We start from the raw sequence: 16892 nt of genomic DNA, 5'->3' as shown, positions 1-16892 counted from the left end.
TCCTGCCCCGTCCCCCCGAACGGAGCTGTCATAGCCGCACCGGACACCGAAACGGAAGCGGTCCGGTACAGAACAGCAGAGGGAGGGCGGCATCGGCACCAACATATGGCTCGCCTCGGCCCGCGGGCGGCGCCATAGTCGTCCGGGCATTCGGGGCGCCGCGATCATTCGCCCGTCGGATGGGGGCTCAAAGGGAAGATCATCGTGGCCTATCTGTTCATCTGGATCGACGGCCTCGCGGTGCTGCTGGTGGGTGCCGGGTTCGTCATGACGTTCCGTCAGGATCTGGCCCGCCGGATATTGCAGCGCCCGCCGCTCGCGGATTCGTCGGAGGAGGATTCCCTCACCTATGGGTTGAGGCTTGCGGGCACGATGCTCATGGCCTTCGGGGCGGCCATCGCCATCCTTTTCACCGCCTTCCATTTCGAGAGCTGACGGCGATCCCGATTGAAGGCGCCGGGACACCCGGCTCCGGCGCCTCCGCGCCTTCAGGCCGCCTGCAAGAGATCCGATGCGGCAAGCCGCGCCCGATCGGTCGCGCCCGATATCGCCGCATGGCGCGCTTCGTCGCCGAACGCCAGGCCTTCCGCGACGACGAACTCCGGCGCCTTGATCCCGATGAAGGCGAGAACGCCCTTCAGATAGGTTTCGGCATGTTCGAGCGCCGCCGCCGGCGCGCCTTCGCCATAAGCCCCGCCGCGCGCGAGCACGACGATGACCCGCTTGTCGCCCGCAAGGCCTTCCGGTCCCTCGGCGCCGTAGCGGAAGGTCTTGCCCGCCACCAGGATACGATCGATCCAGGCCTTCAACTGGCTCGGGATGGTGAAATTATACATGCCCGCTCCGATCACGACGATCTGCGAGGCAAGGAACTCCTCCAGCACATCCCCGCCGCCCATCGCATCGAGCGTGAGATGGGGCAGCGGCTCGGCCACCAGATCGCGGCGCACGACCGCGAGCTCGGGTTTCCCCGCGCGAATATGATCGACGACGCTGGCCGTGATCGCACGGCTGGCGGAAAGATCGCCCTGGATGCTGGAATCGATGTGAAGCAACTGCATGGTCGGCTCCGGTCTGGATTTGTGACCAGGAGCAGCTATGTGACCATGGCAAGGTCGCCAAGAACGCATATTTTCGGAACCAGGTCACATGGATATGCCTACCCCTCTCGTCGAGCATGGCGATTGCCGGAAGATCAGCGGCATCCTCGCGCGCGTCGGCGACAAGTGGACCGTGCTGGTGGTGATGACGCTGCGCGAGCATTCCCGGCGCTTCAACGAGATCAAACGCGCCGTCGGCGGCATCTCCCAGCAGATGCTGACCCGCACGCTGAAAGCGCTCGAACGCGACGGCATGGTGATGCGCACCGTCCATCCGACGGTGCCGCCGCAAGTCGAATATGCGTTGACGCCCTTGGGAATGTCCCTCGCTGAGCCCGTCCTGCACCTTGGCGAATGGGCGCGCGAGCATCTCGCGGAGATCGAGGCGAACAGGGCAAGCTACGATCTCTAGGCGATCGCAACCCGCCCAGTCTTCACGTCCGGCGGCGCTCGCTCAGTGCAGCGAAAGGATTGCCCGGATGATGATGATCCACAATCCGATCGATACCGCCATGACCGCGGCCAGATCCTTCATGTCAAAATGGCGCGCAGGAAGGCGCGTGGATTTCCTGACCATTGCCCTCTCCCCTGTTCTATGCGGACCCGTCCTGTTCACGAATCCATGTTCATCAAACAGCATCGCACGGGATTTGTTTCGAAAAACGCGATGAATTGAGCCACGCACGCAGGTTCAACCGGGATCGGACTCCCGCCACTCTCGTTGCAGGGTGCCGTTCCATGCGTCCTTATCGCGACGAAATATCCTGAAAGAGCGGCATGACCTGCTTTTCACATGCATTCGAACAAGGCTTTACTCACCTGAAATTCTCTTCCCGGTTCCAACACCACTCGCGCAGGATACGGGGATCCCAAAAAGCCACCCGGCGGCTGGGCCGTCGGGTGGCAGGGCCAGAGGCGGGGTCGGAACAACCCCGCCCCGGAGGGAGCCATCAGAAGCCGACGTCGAAACGGACGCCCGCATAGCGGAAGGAGTCGCGCGCCGGCTGCCAGTTGGTGCCAAACGCCGTCACGCCCGGCGCGCTGAAGCCGGAGGTGGTGTTGCCGAGACCGACGGCATAATGCTTGTCGAACAGGTTGTTGACGAAGACGGTGAGCTTGTAGCGCCCGTCACCCGCACTGGCACCGACCGTGGCATCAAACACGCCGTAAGACTTCTCGACCGTGACCGGATCCTGGTTCAGCGAGAAGTTGATCCTGCTCTGCCAGCGATAATCGAAGGTGACGAAGCCGCCCAGCGGCGATCCGCCGATCGGGAAATCATATTCGCCGCCGACATTGAACTTGAACTTGGGCGCGTTGTTCAGGCGCTTGCCATCGAGGTTCTGGACCTTGCCGGGGTTCACCGTCACGCGCGGATCGGGCACGCAGCCCTGCGCCGCCGTCTGCCCGCCGAAGCAGGGGCCGAAGGGGAAATCGATGACCTTGGCATCGTCATAGGCACCCGAGGCATTGAACTTCAGCCGGTTGGTCGGCCGGGCGATCATGTCCACCTCGACGCCGCGCGTGCGCAGCTTGCCGATCGAATTGAGGAAGGTGAGATAGGTGCCGTCCGGCAGGAAGGATTGCACCGATGTCTGGAAGCCCTTGTAATCCGTCCAGAAGAAGGTGGTGTTGAACAGCAGGCGATGATCGAACAGGCTGTTCTTGAAGCCGATCTCGTAATTCTTCGCCGTCTCGGGCCTCACCGGCCCCGCCGCCGCTTCGGCCGCGTTGAAGGTGCTGACCAGATCATAGGCCTGCCCCTTATAGCCGGTCGAGAAGGTCGCATAGACCATGTTGTCGCGGGTGAAGTGATATTCGGCGCCGACCTTGCCGGTGACCGCATTGTCGGAATCGGCGCCCGCCAGATGGAAGGGCGTGGCCGCGGTATAATTGTCGAACCCATAATCGATATGCTGACGGTTGAGGCGGAAGCCGCCGATCAGCGAAATCTTCTGCGTCAGATCGTAAGCGAGATCGGAGTAGAAGGAGTAATTCTCGTTATGGCTGGTCGCGAGATACTTGATGAACTGAAGCACCGGCCCGCGATCCAGATAGCGATCCAGTGAATTGCGCGCATACCAGAGGCCGAAGGTGTAGCGCAGCCGCTGCCCGCCGGGCGAAGTGAGCCGCGCCTCCTGCGTGACCGAGCGCGCATGGAAGCTGCCGTGAATGCGCGCGCCGCTGTCGATGCCCGACGGCGCCGCCACCGGGAAATAGAGCAGGAAGGGCACGTCGGTGCCGTCGATGTCCTGATAATCGTGCAGGCGATAACGGTCGAACGAGCCGATATAGGTGAGCGTCGCGCCGGGCAGGATCTGGTTGTCGTCGAAGGTGTAGCTGGCGTGTACGGTCGCGCCATAGGTGCGGGAGTCGCCGCCCGCGCGCTCGTCGTTGCGCACCTTCACATTGGCCGGATCGTTGACCGGAATGCCGGCGAGCACGGTCGATTCCGGCAGTTGGGTGATGCCCTGATAGAAGAGCCCCGGCGACAGCGAGTTGATCGGGCTGACGCAGCAGGTCGCATCGGTATGGTTGAAGCGCGGCTGGAGCGAGACGCTGATCTGGTCGGTCGGCTGCCACTGAAGCTTGCCGGTCAGCGTGAAGCCCTTGCTGCCGTTGAGCCGATCGCCGGTGGTGAGATTCTTCACATTGCCGTCGAAATCGTTGCGCGCTGCGGTGAGGCGGACCTTCAGCGTATCGGTGATCGGGCCGGAGATGGTGCCGCCCAGACGCCACTCATGATCGCCGGTCACAAGGCCGGTGGCGTGGCCGGTCCAGCGATCGGTCGGCGCTTGCGTGGTGATGTTGAGCACGCCCGCGATGGCGCTCTTGCCGAACAACGTGCTCTGCGGCCCCTTCAGCGCCTCGATCCGCTCGACATCGATCAGATCCTTGAAGGCGGCGGCCTGAAAGCCCACCGGCACGTCGTCGATCACGACCGCGACATCGGATTCCACCGCGATGCCGTTCGACAGCGTGCCGATGCCGCGCATGTTGATGCTGAAATTGCCCGGCTGCGAGCCATAGGTGATGGTGAGGCCGGGGACGATCTTGGTCAGATCGTTGATGTCGCGGACATTCTGTCGTTCCAGCACATCCTTGGTCACGGCGGTGACGGAGACGGGCACGTCCTGAAGCCGCTCGGAACGGCGGGTCGCGGTCACGACGATATCGGCGACGCCTTTGCCCGCGCCCTGCGCATCGGCGGTCTGCTGCGGACCCGATACGTCGGCAGCCTGTGCCCAGGCCGGCGCGGCAACGAGCAGCGCGGCGACGCTCACGGCCGTGCGCAGGCGGATATTCCCCTTCGACATCCTCATCTCCGTTGGATCGTATTTTCTTTTCGACCGCGAGGCATCCGCCTCACGACAACCCTGTCATTCCCGAGTAGCAGGATGAGATGTGTATGACAACTAGTTGTGTGACAACTTTTCCAATGGCGGACGGATCGCCGCTTCACCGGAGCTGGCAGATGTCGCAGACCGCCATGTCCGTATAATCGAGATTCTCGCCCGCCATCGCCCAGATGAAGGCATAGGCGGATGTCCCCGCCCCCATATGCACGGACCAGGGCGGCGAGATCACCGCCTCCTCATTCGCCATCACGATGTGCCGCAACGCGTCGGGTTCGCCCATGTAATGGAAGACGCGGCCGTCCTCCGGCAGATCGAAATAGAGATAGATTTCGGATCGGCGCGCGTGGACATGCGGCGGCATCGTGTTCCACACGCTGCCCGGCTTCAGGATGGTCAGCCCGAGGCAGAGCGAGGCGCTGTCGCACAAGCCCGGCAGGATGAGCTGATAGACGGTGCGGTCGTTGGACGTTTCCAGCCCACCCAGTTCCAGCGGCCGGGCGCCCGCCAATGTGAGCTTGCGCAACGGGCAAGCCCGATGCGCCGGCACGCTCAGCAGATAGAAGCGCGCGCCCTCCCCGGCGAACAGCACCTCCCGCGATCCCATCGGCACATAGAGCGCTTCGTAGCGATCGAGCGCGATGGCCTCCCCATCGACCGTCACCAGCCCCGGATCGCCGATATTCACGACACCCAGTTCGCGCCGTTCGAGCAGCGGATGGCCGGCGGCGGAGGGCGGCTCGTCCTGCGCGGGAAGCGCCAGCGGCAGAGCACCCGGCACCGCGCCGCCGATGACGAAGCGCTCCCCATGCGAATAGGTGAGCACGATCTCGCCCGCCCGGAACAGCCCGGAGACCAGATGCCGGTCCCGCAGATCCTCGTTCGAGGCGTGCGCCATCATGGCCGGGTGCGTGGCGTAATAGGTCTTCGCGTACATCGGATCTTCCGAAAGCGGGTCAGCGCCGCGCGGGCGCAAGGTCGGCGATGGCGGCGGCGGCGAGCAGGAAGGCACCCGTGCCGTAATATTGCGTGTCGGTGGGGGCGACCTGCTCGGGCCGGTCGCTGACCTGCTGGACATAGCCGAGCCGCCCGTCCGGCTGAATCGCCCGCTCCAGCGCCGCCCAGCCTCGCCGCGCGGCCGGCTCATAGGTGGCGCGGTCGAGCAGGCCCGCCTTGACGCCCCAGGCCAGCCCGTAGGTGAAGAAGCCGGTGCCGCTCGTCTCCGGCGGCGAGCCTTCCGACGCGAGGAGCGACGGCGCCCAATAGCCGTCCGGTTTCTGGAGGCCCACCAGCCGCGCCGCCATCTCGCGGAAGAGGCGCTCCATCCACACGCGATCGGGATCACCCGCCGGCAGCATCGGGATGATGCGGGCGAGGCTCGCGAACACCCAGCCATTGCCGCGGCTCCAGAACTCCTTGCGACCGGCCGCATCGCGGCGTTCGAAGAAGCGACTGTCGCGATAGAGGAGATGCTCGGCCGGATCGTAGAGGAACTCCACCGTCCGCCGATATTCGGCGAGCGCATAGCGGCGGTAACGAGGGTCGCCCGTCTGCTGCGACAGCGCGATCCAGCCCGGCGGCGCCATGAACAGGGCATCGGCCCAGCACCAGCGCGTCTCGCATTCGATGCCCGAGGGCGCCGCATAGAAGGCCAGACCGACTCTCGGCGGGCTGGCGAGGATAGCGTCCAGCTTCGCCCGGAACGGCACGGTCGCAGGCGCTCCCGCGCCATGGCGCGCCGCCCAGAGATAGGCCTGCCCGATCGCCTGATCGTCGGCATGATAGGGCCGTTTGCCCGGCTTCCAGCCCTCGCCGCGCCCCATCGCCATCACCGCCTCGGCTATGTGGCGATCGGCCGGGAGATGGTCGGCCAGCGCCGTCATGCCGATCCAGAAGGTCGCCTGCTCCCAGGAATTGGCGCGCCGCGTCTCGTCGCTGAAGCGCGAGACGAGGCTGGCGTCGTTCCGATGCGCGAGTTGCCAGTCGGCCAGCCGCTCCGCCGCCGCCAGCGGCGAAGCCGGCGCCGGCACGGCCTGCGCGCCTCCCGCAAGGAGAGCCAGCGCCAGCAACGAGGCGGGGAAACGCAATGTCATGCACGATACTCCGCAGAGGAAAGTCCGCAGGAACCCCTCACCGCGAAGATCGGTGCGCAGCCCGATGCTGCATCGTCCCGTATCCCCGGCATCGGCTCCCCTTTCGAAGGCGGCCGTTCGGCATTGTCATGCCGCGACCGGTCTCTCTCCGGGTCCGTTGTATCGGTCGTCCGACCTCAGCGCAAGAAGTTGTATGATAACTTTGCGACGATCAGGTGCCGGTGGGATCGCCGAGCCCGGCTTGCATCTGGCGATGCCGCTCCAGGCTCTTCTGCATGTGGCGCCGCGCCGCGCGGCGGGACTGGGCGGGATCGCCGGCGACGATCGCCGCGAAGATCGCCTCATGGTCGCGCTGGATCGAGCGGGCATAGACGTCATGGGACACTTCGGGATGATCGCGCAGATAGACCGCCCGGCGCGGCACGAGGCGGAGGCCGAGAAAATCCATGAACCGCGAATAATAATCGTTCCGCGTGGCCCGCGCGATCATGGCGTGGAAGGCGGCGTCGGCCTCCACCGACACGTCCATGTCCGCCGCGGCCGCCATGCGATCGAGGCATTCGCGCATCCCGGCGATGTCCTCATCCGTCCGCCGCTGCGCCGCGAGGCCCGCCATCTCCGTCTCCAGCGCCATGCGCATCTCGAGCAGCTTGATGACGTCCTCGACCTCCCGCATCTCGTCGGGCGTGACCTGGAAGGCGCGATACCGCGCACCTTCGGACACATAGGCGCCGGAACCGCGCCGCGATTCCAGCAGGCCCTTCGCGGCCAGCCGCGCGAACGCCTCGCGCACGACGGTGCGGCTTACCCCCGCCGAATCCGTGATCGCCTTCTCCGTCGGAAAACGAGACCCCGGAGGCAGTTCACCGGAATCGATCCTGCGTTCAAGCTGGCGGACAAGTTCGTCGGCCAGAGAGGCGGCCTTGGTTGTGCTCATGCCGGAATATTACCATTCCCATCGCGCCATTCCAGCAATTTTGTATGACATCTCTCCAGTTGTCATACAACAAAGCCCCTGCTAGCCTCCTTCTTAAAACGCATGAGGCAGAGAGGGCTGGCATGAAGAGGATCATAAGGCGGGCTTGGCCCTGGGTCGGCGCCATGGCGATGCTGCCCATGGCGGTGGCGGGCTGGTCGATGGCCGAAGCGCCGGTGAAGATGCCGCCGGTCCATGGCCCGCTCGCCCCTCCCTCAGGCGCCGATCGCCAGCCGCGCGCCACCGTGATGTTCGCGCATTACCGGTACGACGACATCCTCTGGGAAAATGATCGCACGGCGCATCGCATCTATGGTCAGGCGCTGGAGGCGGCCGAGCCGCCCTCCTCGTCCGGCATCGATGCATGGGGCAAGAATGTCCGCTGGCCCTTCATGGATCGGCAGCTCCGCACCGGCGATCAGCATGGCTATCATGGCGAAGGGCTGGATTTCTACAACGTCAACACCTTCCGCGGCGCGGGCGGGCTCGGCATCTGGCAGGACAACAAGCTCTGGGTGTCGCGCAACTATCGCAGCTACAAGATCATCCAGAACGGCCCCGACGTCGCCCGTTTCGAGGTGCGCTATGCGCCCTGGCCGGTCGACGTGGATCGCAAGGTCTGGGAGACGCGCCGCTTCAGCCTGCCGCTCGGCACCAATTTCACGCGGATGGTATCGACCATCGGCTCCGACAAGCCGGATGCGATGCTGGTCGGCATCGGGATCGGAAAGCATCCCACGTCCGGGGCGAATGGCACGCTCCATGTCGACCGGGCGCGGGGCACGCTTTCCTGGTGGGGGCCGGAAGACCCGGTGAAGGGCGCGATGGCGGTGGCGCTGATGGTCGATCCCAAGGCCATCGCCGACGTGCGCGAGGATGCGGACAATTATCTGGTGCTGCTGCGGATCGAGCCGGGCAAGCCCTTCGTCTATTATATGGGCGCCGCGTGGGACAAAGGCCTCGACTTCCGCACCGAGGCCCAGTGGGACGCCTATGTCGCCGCGCAGAAGCCGGATTTCGATCCGACGCACGACTGACGGCATGCTGGAAGAGCCCGTGCGCCTCCGCTCGTGCGAGAGGCGCACGGGCGGACATCCCTACAGCACCACCCTGAACGTCACGCCTGCCGTGCGCGGCGTGCCGAGCTGCCCTCCATAGGCAAAGGTGCCGCCACCGACGATCGAGCTGGCGCCGAGGCCCTGGTAATAGGTCTTGTCGAAGGCATTATCGATCCAGGCCGAGGCGTCGTAACGGCCATCGCCGAAGGTCGCGCCCACCCGGAAGCTGGCGAGGCCGTATCCGGGAATGCGGCCGTAAGGCCCGTCGTCCACCGTGCCGTACATGTTCGAGCGATAGGCATAGCGCGCGATCGCATAGGGCGCGATCCCATGGCCCGCGTCGAAGCGATATTCGGCGATCGCGTTGGCCGTCCATTTGGGCGACTGATAGACGCGGGAGCCGGTCAGGTCGCAACTCCCGCTGACGCCCACAGGGCAGGGCGCGTTGTGATAAGCGGTGTAGCGCGCGTCGTTGAACGCGCCGTTGACGGTAAGCATCAGTTCGCGCGTCACGTCCCAGCTCGCATCCGCCTCGATGCCGCGCGCACGCACCTTGCCGACATTGGCGAGATAGGACTTCGCGCCGTTCAGCGGATAGATGTTCGCCTGCAAGCCGTTCAGGATCGTCCAATAGGCGCTGAGATCGAGTGTCAGCCGCTTGTCGAAGAGCTGCTGCTTCAAGCCGATCTCGTAATTGTGGACCTTCTCCGGCTTGAGCACGAGCGGAGTGCCCGTCGACACGGAAGAGTTGAGGTTGAGCCCCGCCCCCTTGTAGCCGGTCGACGCCGAGGCATAAGCGAGCAGCCCTTCGGTCGGCTTCCAGGACAGGCTGCCGAGCCATGAGACGTTATTCCCCTTCACCGACACATCATAATGGAAGGGGATCGACGTCGCCGCATAGGGCGTGCCCCGCGTCGACGTGTCGGACAGGCCGTCGCGCCTGTCATGAGTATACCGGACGCCGCCGGTCAGCGTGACGGTGTCGGTGATCTTGTAGTTCGCCTGACCGAAGGCGGCGATGCTGTCCACGCTGGTGTCGACGTCGTCGATATATTGCGATCCGGGCGCGACGCTGATCGCCGCCGCGTTCGGGTTCGCGAGGCGCGCGAAGGTGGTGTAGAAGGCCGACGCATCGGTGCCGAACTGGTTGAGGATATAATGGTCCTTCAACCGCTGGTGGAAATAGAAGGCGCCAAGCTGCCAGCTCAACCGCCCGCCGGGCGCGGAGGCGAGGCGCAGTTCCTGCGACACCTGCCGATCGCGCGTCTTGGCGACGTTCACCTGGATGATGTCGAGCGGCGTGCCGTCCGAATCCTGGAGCGGGTTGAAGTGCCAGTAGCGGTAGGCGGTGATCGAGCTGGCGGTCGCGAAGCCCAGATCCCAATCCGCCTGAAGCGAGGCGCCCCACTGGTTCGTCCGCATCCGCTGGGGGGCGTTGTTGAGCGTGTGGTGCGTGTTCGCCGCCGGCACATAGCCGAGCGCCGCCAGCGCCTGTAGCGTCCGTGCCGTCGAGGCGCCGATGCTGGCGGGCAGCACCTGCTTCGTCACGCTGACGCAGCAGGTGTCCGACTCCTTCGAATAATCGGCGATGGCGCGGATGGTGAGCCTGTCGCTCGGCGTCGCCAGCAACTGCACGCGTCCGCCGCGCCGGCCGACGCTGTTGGCGTCCTTGCCGGTGGTATCGTTGTTCAACACGCCGTTGCGGTGGGTGTTGAAGCCGGTGATGCGAAACGCCAGCAGCCCGTCGATCAGCGGCCCGGTGACGCTCAGCCGCTGCTGGTTATAGCCGTAATTGCCGCCGGAAACCTCACCCGTCAGCCCCCATTGGAAGCTCGGCCCGCGCGTCGTGATGTTGAGCACGCCCGCCGAGCTGTTGCGCCCGAACAGCGTGCCCTGCGGCCCGCGCAGCACCTCGACGCGCTCGACGTCGATCAGATCCTCCAGCGCCATGCCGGGCCGGCCCAGATAGACATTGTCGACATAGACGCCGACCGAACTGTCCAGCCCGTCCGACGCGCTCGACACGCCGATGCCACGGATCGCGACCGAGGCATTGCGCGGGTTGGCGTTGTAGGCGGTGAAGCTCGGCACCTGCTGTTGCAGGTCCGCAAGCGTATAGGCGCCGGTCTTCTCCAGCCGCTGGCCGGATACGACAGAGAGCGCCACCGGCACGTCCTGCGCCTTCTCGGTCTGGTGGCGTGCGGTGACGACCACCTCCCCGCCTTCGGCGGCCGCTGCGGCCGTCGCCCCGTCCGTCGTTCCCGTATCCGCCCGGCCCGGCGTCGCCACAGCCAGAGCGATGGCAATGGCCGATGCGCCACCTCGGAAATGCGTCCCCATGAATCTGCCCTTCCCTTTCGTCGGGCGTCATGGCTTAATTTACTAGTTTCCTACTAGTGAACTAGAGATTCTCTCCCGTGGACAAATTTTTGTGTGTCGATCGAGGGCCGCGATCCGGTTCTCATGGATCGGACCGGAGCAGGCCGGTGGAGTGAAGCAAGGAGGCAGGGATGGCCCGGATCGGTTCAAGGGAGGTCGGCGCGCAGGGTTTCGGCGCGATGGGGCTCTCGCACAGCTATGGCCATGCGGATGACGCGGAGTCGCTCACCACGCTGCATCGCGCGATCGATCTCGGCATCGTCTTCTTCGATACGGCGACCGGTTATGGCCTTGGCCATAATGAGGAACTGCTCGGCCGCGCCATCCGGGAAAACCGCGACCGGCTGCTGATCGCGAGCAAGTTCACCCATCGGGGGCATGGCAGCGACACGCCGTCCGTCACCGCGCGCGACGCGGTCGAGGCGAGCCTGAAGCGGCTCGGCGTCGATCATATCGATCTTTATTATCTGCACCGCATCGATCCGGCGATCCCGGTCGAGGAGTCGATCGGCCAGCTCGGGCGGCTGCGCGACGAGGGCAAGATCGGCGGCGTCGGCATCTCCGAGGCGAGCGCCGAGCAGCTCCGCCGCGCCCATGACACCACGCCGATCACCGCGCTCCAGAGCGAATATTCGCTGTGGACGCGCGAGGTGGAGTACGAAATCCTGCCGACCGCCCGCGAACTCGGCGTCGCCTTCGTCGCCTATGCGCCGCTCGGGCGCGGCTTTCTGGCGGGTGGCGCGCCCACCGAGGCGGACGATCGGCGCAACCTCCATCCGCGCTTTCAGGAAGAGGCCGTCCGCGCCAACACACGCCGCCGCCGCGTGATCGAGGATGTCGCCGAGCGGCTCCGCCTGACGCCCGCGCAGGTGAGCCTCGCCTGGGTGCTCTCCAAGGGCGTGGTGCCGATCCCCGGCACGCGCCGCGTCCGCCATCTCGAAGACAATTGGGCGGCCAACGGCATCGCCCTCGACAGCGAGACCATCGCCGATCTGGAGGCCGCCTTCCCGCGCGGCACGACCGTCGGCGCCCGTTACCCGGCCGAGCAGATGAAGCTCGTGCCGCCCGCCCGGGCCTACGCCTGACCCGCACAGCAGAGGAGGATGAGATGAGCGCAACCGACATATTGGAGCGGCCGCGGGCCGACTATCGGCGCATCACGGTCGAGCCGGTGACCCCGGTGATCGGCGCGGAGATCGGCAATGTCGACCTCTCGCAGCCGCTCGACCCGCGCACCTTCAACGAGATTCGCGAGGCGATCCGCCAGTACCGCGTGATCTTCTTCCGCGACCAGCAGCTCTCCAACGACGCGCTGAAGGCGTTCGGCCGCAATTTCGGCCCGCTCACGCCCGCGCATCCGATCGCCGAGGGGCTGGAGGATCATCCCGAGATATGGGAGCGCACGATCGACGAGTATCGCGTCCGCCGCACGCACAACGACACGCTGCCGCCGGGCCGCACGCCGCCGCGCGATTACAAGGGCTGGCACATCGACATCACCTTCGTCGCCAATCCCAACGCCTATTCGATCCTCTACGGCGTCGAGATTCCGCCTTATGGCGGCGACACGCTCTTCGCCAATCTGGTCGAGGCCTATCGCGGGCTGTCGCCGCAGATCCAGAACCTGATCGACGGGCTTCAGGCGGTCCACCGCACCAGCGGCTATGATTTCGGCCGCGAGAGGAAGCCCCGCCGCGACGGGCGCGCGACCGGGCCGTTCGTGTCCCTGCACCCGCTGGTCCGCGTTCATCCCGAGACGGGCGAGAAGCTGCTCTTCCTCAATCCGGGGACGACCAGCCACATCGTCGGCCTCAAGGAGCGCGAGAGCCAGGCGCTGCTCGACCTGCTCTATGGCGAGGTGACGCGGCCGGAATATCAGGTCCGCTTCCACTGGCGGCCGAAGTCTCTGGTGGTGTGGGACAATCAGGCCGTCGCCCATGCCGGGCCGATCGACTATGCCCATTTCGAGCTGCCGCGCGCCGTGCGCCGCATCACGACGGCGGGCGAGTTGCCCAAGGGGCCGGACGGCTTCACCTCGCGCCCGCTGGAGGGCGATCTCTTCAACGTGCTCGGCTGATGCCCGCGGCGGCGCCCCGGCTCCCGCGCGGCTCGATCCCGCTCGCTGTCTTCGTGGCGGTATCGATCGCGCTGCTCTTCGCCTTCGCACCCGCCTGGCGGGGTGCTGAGGCAAAGGCCGGGGCGCTGTCCCTCGACGCTCCGCTCCCCGACAAGGTGCCGCCGGGCGTCGTTCTGCGGGTGGGCGATCCCGTCGGTAAATGGATATTCCAGCATGAGGGGTGGGATAAGAAGCTGCCCTTCCGTATCCAGTGGGCGGAGATCACCGGCGGCCCGGACACGACGGAGGCCTTCCATGCCGGCGCGCTGGACGTGGGCCTTGGCGCGAACGTGCCGCCGATCCACGCCGACTGGTCGGGCATCCCCGTCCGCATCGTCGCCTTCCGCCAGTTCGCGGAACGGAGCCATCAAGCGGCATGGGTGTTCGGCATCGCGCCCCGTTCAGGCATCCACACGCTGGCCGACCTGAAAGGCAAGCGCATCGCCTTCAGCCCCAGTCAGGTGCAGGCGCAGGTGGTGCTGGAGACGCTGCGCGCGCTCCGCATCTCCCCCAAGGAGGTCAAGCTGGTCGAGCTTCCCTCCAGCATCGGCGGGGACGTCTATGCCAACGCGCTGGCCAGCAGCGAGGTGGACGCCGCACCGCTCGGCGCGGGCCTCGTGGCGGAGCGCTATGTCAGCAAGTTCGGGGAGCGCGGCGCGCGTCTCCTCGCCCATCCGTCGTTCCGCGACGATGGCGTGGTCGCCTATGTGCCGGAAACGGTGCTGGCCGATCCCGGCAAGGCGGCGGCGCTGCGGGTCTATATCCATTATTGGGGCCTCGCGCAGGCCTGGGCCAACGCCCACCCGGAGGAACTGGCCGAAGGCTATTACGCCAAGGTTCGGGGCCTTCCCATCAGGGACGCGCGCATACAGGTGAACGCGCTCGGCCCCGTCGCCATCCCGCGCGACTGGCACGAGGCGACCCGCTTCCAGCAGGCGGCGATCGACATCCTCGCGCCCCAGACGGGCCGCCCGACATTCGACGCCGCGCGCCTGTTCGATCTCCGCTTCCAGACCATCGCCGCCGACGGCGCACAAGGAGACCGCGGATGAATGCGCTGACCGACATCCTCCCCGCCCGCCCCGCCGTCGCGCCACCTGCCGCGCATCGGCTGAGCATGGAGGCCCCCGCCCGCTTCGGGCTGCTGCTCGGGCCGGCGCTGCTGCTGCTCTACTGGGCGGTGCTGTCGGTGACGGGCTTCCTCGATCCGCACATCCTCCCCGCGCCATGGACGGCGGTGACGACCGCCATCCAGCTCATCCGCGAGGGACGGCTTCAGGAACATCTCGCCGTCTCCGCCGGGCGCGCGGCGGCGGGGCTGCTGCTCGGCTCCGTGACGGGCGTGATCTTCGCGCTGGTGTCGGGGCTGACGCTGCTCGGCGGCTATGTGATCGACGGGCTGGTGCAGTTGAAGCGCGGCATCCCGATCCTCGCGCTGATCCCCTTCATGGTCCTGTGGCTCGGTATCGGCGAGACGATGAAGGTCGCGGTGATCGCGACCTCCGTCTTCTTCCCCATCTATATCCAGACGCACACGGCCTTGCGCGCCATCGATCTGCGCCATGTCGAGCTGGCCGAGACGCTGCGGCTCAGCCGCTGGCAGTTCCTGCGCCATGTCGTGCTGCCGGGTGCGCTGCCGGGCTTCCTGACCGGCCTGCGCTTCGGCGCGACCGGGGCGTGGCTGGCGCTGGTGGTGGTGGAGCAGCTCAATGCCACCAGCGGGATCGGTTATATGGTCACCCTCGCCCGCAACTATGCGCAGACCGACGTGATGCTGGTGGGGCTGGTCGTGTACGCGTTGCTTGGCTTCGGATCGGATGCCGCGGTGCGGATTCTCGAACGCCGCGCGCTGCGCTGGCGCCGGACGCTCGGCCGATGAGCGCGGCGGTTCGCGTGCGCGGGCTCACCCGCCGCTATACGCTGAAGGGCGTGCTCAACGGCGTCGATCTCGACGTGGCGCCCGGCGAGTTCGTCGCGCTGCTGGGCCGCAGCGGCTCGGGCAAGTCGACGCTGCTGCGCGCGCTCGCCGGGCTCGATCATGAGGCGGAGGGATCGGGCGAGATCGAGGTGCCGGAGCGGACCTCGGTGGTCTTCCAGGATGCCAGGCTGCTGCCGTGGATGCGGCTGCTCGACAATGTCGTGCTGGGCCTGAGCGGCAGGGACGCGCGGGCACAGGGGCAGCGCGCTCTGGCCGAGGTGGGCCTCGCCGGCCGCGAGCTGGACTGGCCGCACGAATTGTCCGGCGGCGAGCAGCAGCGCGTCGCCCTCGCCCGCGCGCTGGTCCGCGCGCCGGAGCTTCTGCTGGCGGACGAGCCCTTCGGCGCGCTCGACGCGCTCACCCGCGTGAAAATGCACGCTCTCCTCCGTCGCCTGTCGGAGGCCCATGATCCGGCCGTGCTGCTGGTCACCCACGATATCGATGAGGCCATCCTCCTCGCGGACCGCATCGTGGTGCTCGACGCAGGACGGCTGAGCGCCGACATCGCCATTCGCTCGTCCGATCGGAAGGAGCAGGCGCCCATCGTCCGGGAACGCCTGCTGGACACGCTCAGCCTCGGCGCGCGCTGATCGGCTACAGGGTCAGGGCGGCGGCGGCGCGCAACCCCGTCCTGATCCGCGCCATCACGCCTTCGTCCGCCTTGGTCGAATGCACGGCATAGGCCGAATAGGAAAATTCCGGGCTGCCCGGCACGATCTCGAGCGATCCGTCCTCCAGCCAGGGGCGCACGAAACCCTCGCGGAAATAGCCGCTGCCACCCACCACAAGGATGTAATCGAGCGCCAGCGGACCATAGCTGATCGACATCACGGGGCTCTGCTGCTCGGGGAAAGCGGCCTGATAGCGCTCGGCGAACTCATCGCCCCAATCGATCCGAACATGATCCTCGGGGGTCAGCTCCCGGCCCGTCCGGGTGGTGCGGACCAGCACCAGCTTCTCCTCGAACAGCAATTCCGCGACCACGCCCAGCCGACGCGGCGCGGCATAGAGCACCGCGACGTCGAGCGACCCGTCCTGCACCCGGTCCATGAGGTCGTCGGCGCCCGCGATGCGGGTCTGCACGGCGATTTCCGGGCATTCGCGCCGCATCCAGAGCAGCCAGTGCTTCAGGAGCGGGTTCCAGAGGCTGAGTTCCGCGCCCAGCGTCACCACCGTCTCCTTGCCCGCCGGCAGGGCGACGGCGCTGCGCCCGCGTTCCCATGCCTGAACGATGGTGGTGGCGAAGCGCAGGAAATGCTCGCCCGCCGGCGTCAGCCGCGCGCCCGCCTTGTTTCGGATGAACAGGGGCCGCTCCAGTTGCTCCTCAAGCACCCGGATGCGAGCGCTGACGGCCGTCTGGGTGACATGCAGATTGGCCGCCGCGTTGACGAAGCTGCCCGTCTTCACGACTTCCAGAAAGGTGCGCGCCATCGCGACATCCATGCGCAATCTCCATGCGTTGAAACAGAATGATATGAAAATTCCTGCACTCATTACAGAAAGCCGCTCATCCGGGCAAAGTGGATCGTCTATCGGCGGGGATAGACGAAGCCTCGGCACAGCCCCTCGTGGGCGAGGCCTTTCCAGCAAAAAATTTGTCCGAAAGAAGCAAGATTTTGCGCTGTGCAGCCGAGATTTTCAGGCGTAGCGAGGCGCCACAACAGAGAACGAGACAAGAAAAGATCAGCTAGAACGCACCCCCGTCAGCAACGATATGGCGATCATCGAATATCCGCCATGTATCGTTCAAATATCGAACCGACACCACCATCTCGACAGTTTCAGGTTTGCCGGAAAGTGCGTCGGCGCATTTTTTCCAAGGAATTTCAGCATCTC

16 protein-coding genes are annotated in these 16892 nt (G+C 66.1%); 8 read left to right on the top strand and 8 right to left on the bottom strand.

The annotated features are described in order from the left end of the window. Positions 1-204: 204 nt before the first annotated feature. The gene (locus FHS98_RS02630; RefSeq protein ID WP_167099346.1) at positions 205-435 is read left to right on the top strand and encodes a hypothetical protein; all 231 of its coding nucleotides are present in this window, start codon (positions 205-207) and stop codon (positions 433-435) included. Positions 436-488: 53 nt separating this feature from the next. Here FHS98_RS02630 and FHS98_RS02625 read toward each other — a convergent pair whose 3' ends face one another. Then, positions 489-1061, bottom strand: coding sequence for an FMN-dependent NADH-azoreductase (locus FHS98_RS02625; protein ID WP_167099343.1), 573 nt, complete (start codon positions 1059-1061; stop codon positions 489-491). Positions 1062-1149: 88 nt separating this feature from the next. Here FHS98_RS02625 and FHS98_RS02620 point away from each other — a divergent pair, with 88 nt between their 5' ends. Continuing rightward, the gene (locus FHS98_RS02620) at positions 1150-1512 is read left to right on the top strand and encodes a winged helix-turn-helix transcriptional regulator (RefSeq protein WP_167099340.1); all 363 of its coding nucleotides are present in this window, start codon (positions 1150-1152) and stop codon (positions 1510-1512) included. Between the two features lie 42 nt (positions 1513-1554). Here the strand turns inward: FHS98_RS02620 and FHS98_RS02615 are convergent, their stop codons facing one another. The 5 genes from FHS98_RS02615 to FHS98_RS02595 all read right to left on the bottom strand — a co-directional run bounded on the left by FHS98_RS02615 (position 1555) and on the right by FHS98_RS02595 (position 7486). Then, complete coding sequence (locus FHS98_RS02615) at positions 1555-1740, bottom strand: hypothetical protein (protein WP_167099336.1); 186 nt, start codon at positions 1738-1740, stop codon at positions 1555-1557. A gap of 310 nt (positions 1741-2050) precedes the next feature. Beyond that, positions 2051-4417 carry a TonB-dependent receptor gene (locus FHS98_RS02610; RefSeq protein WP_167099333.1) on the bottom strand — a complete coding sequence of 789 codons (2367 nt, stop codon included), beginning with the start codon at positions 4415-4417 and terminating at the stop codon, positions 2051-2053. A 142-nt stretch (positions 4418-4559) separates the two neighbouring features. After that, positions 4560-5393, bottom strand: a complete 834-nt coding sequence (kduI, locus tag FHS98_RS02605; RefSeq protein ID WP_167099330.1) for a 5-dehydro-4-deoxy-D-glucuronate isomerase — start codon at positions 5391-5393, stop codon at positions 4560-4562. Positions 5394-5412: 19 nt separating this feature from the next. Next, entirely contained in the window at positions 5413-6549 is a 1137-nt protein-coding gene (locus FHS98_RS02600) for a glycoside hydrolase family 88/105 protein (protein ID WP_167099327.1), read from the bottom strand. Between the two features lie 211 nt (positions 6550-6760). Next, the gene (locus FHS98_RS02595; protein ID WP_167099324.1) at positions 6761-7486 is read right to left on the bottom strand and encodes a FadR/GntR family transcriptional regulator; all 726 of its coding nucleotides are present in this window, start codon (positions 7484-7486) and stop codon (positions 6761-6763) included. A 164-nt stretch (positions 7487-7650) separates the two neighbouring features. On the opposite strand from FHS98_RS02595, the gene FHS98_RS02590 reads away from it, so the two are divergent. Next, positions 7651-8562 carry a DUF4861 family protein gene (locus FHS98_RS02590; RefSeq protein ID WP_243847811.1) on the top strand — a complete coding sequence of 304 codons (912 nt, stop codon included), beginning with the start codon at positions 7651-7653 and terminating at the stop codon, positions 8560-8562. 60 nt (positions 8563-8622) lie between these two features. On the opposite strand, the gene FHS98_RS02585 is transcribed toward FHS98_RS02590, so the two are convergent. Further along, on the bottom strand, positions 8623-10872 hold the full coding sequence (locus tag FHS98_RS02585; protein WP_167099317.1) for a TonB-dependent receptor domain-containing protein: 2250 nt from the start codon (positions 10870-10872) through the stop codon (positions 8623-8625). A gap of 221 nt (positions 10873-11093) precedes the next feature. Here FHS98_RS02585 and FHS98_RS02580 point away from each other — a divergent pair, with 221 nt between their 5' ends. Genes FHS98_RS02580 through FHS98_RS02560 form a run of 5 tightly spaced genes read left to right on the top strand, consistent with a single transcriptional unit; the run spans position 11094 to position 15646 of the window. Further along, entirely contained in the window at positions 11094-12047 is a 954-nt protein-coding gene (locus FHS98_RS02580) for an aldo/keto reductase (RefSeq protein WP_167099314.1), read from the top strand. A 23-nt stretch (positions 12048-12070) separates the two neighbouring features. Further along, positions 12071-13039, top strand: coding sequence for a TauD/TfdA dioxygenase family protein (locus tag FHS98_RS02575; protein WP_167099311.1), 969 nt, complete (start codon positions 12071-12073; stop codon positions 13037-13039). Then, a complete protein-coding gene (locus tag FHS98_RS02570; RefSeq protein WP_167099308.1) occupies positions 13039-14130 on the top strand; it encodes an ABC transporter substrate-binding protein in 1092 nt (363 codons plus the stop codon). The genes FHS98_RS02575 and FHS98_RS02570 overlap by 1 nt, the downstream gene beginning before the upstream one ends. Further along, positions 14127-14957, top strand: coding sequence for an ABC transporter permease (locus tag FHS98_RS02565; RefSeq protein ID WP_167099305.1), 831 nt, complete (start codon positions 14127-14129; stop codon positions 14955-14957). The genes FHS98_RS02570 and FHS98_RS02565 overlap by 4 nt, the downstream gene beginning before the upstream one ends. After that, entirely contained in the window at positions 14954-15646 is a 693-nt protein-coding gene (locus tag FHS98_RS02560; RefSeq protein WP_167099303.1) for an ABC transporter ATP-binding protein, read from the top strand. Before FHS98_RS02565 ends, FHS98_RS02560 begins: the two co-directional genes overlap by 4 nt. Before the next feature lie 4 nt (positions 15647-15650). On the opposite strand, the gene FHS98_RS02555 is transcribed toward FHS98_RS02560, so the two are convergent. Further along, a complete protein-coding gene (locus tag FHS98_RS02555) occupies positions 15651-16499 on the bottom strand; it encodes a LysR family transcriptional regulator (RefSeq protein ID WP_167099300.1) in 849 nt (282 codons plus the stop codon). Positions 16500-16892: the final 393 nt, after the last annotated feature.

Origin of the sequence: Sphingomonas oligoaromativorans, assembly GCF_011762195.1 — a bacterium.
Lineage (GTDB): Bacteria > Pseudomonadota > Alphaproteobacteria > Sphingomonadales > Sphingomonadaceae > Solisphingomonas > Solisphingomonas oligoaromativorans.
The sequence above is the reverse complement of the archived record's forward strand: the minus strand, read 5'-3'. Positions and strand labels throughout refer to the sequence as shown.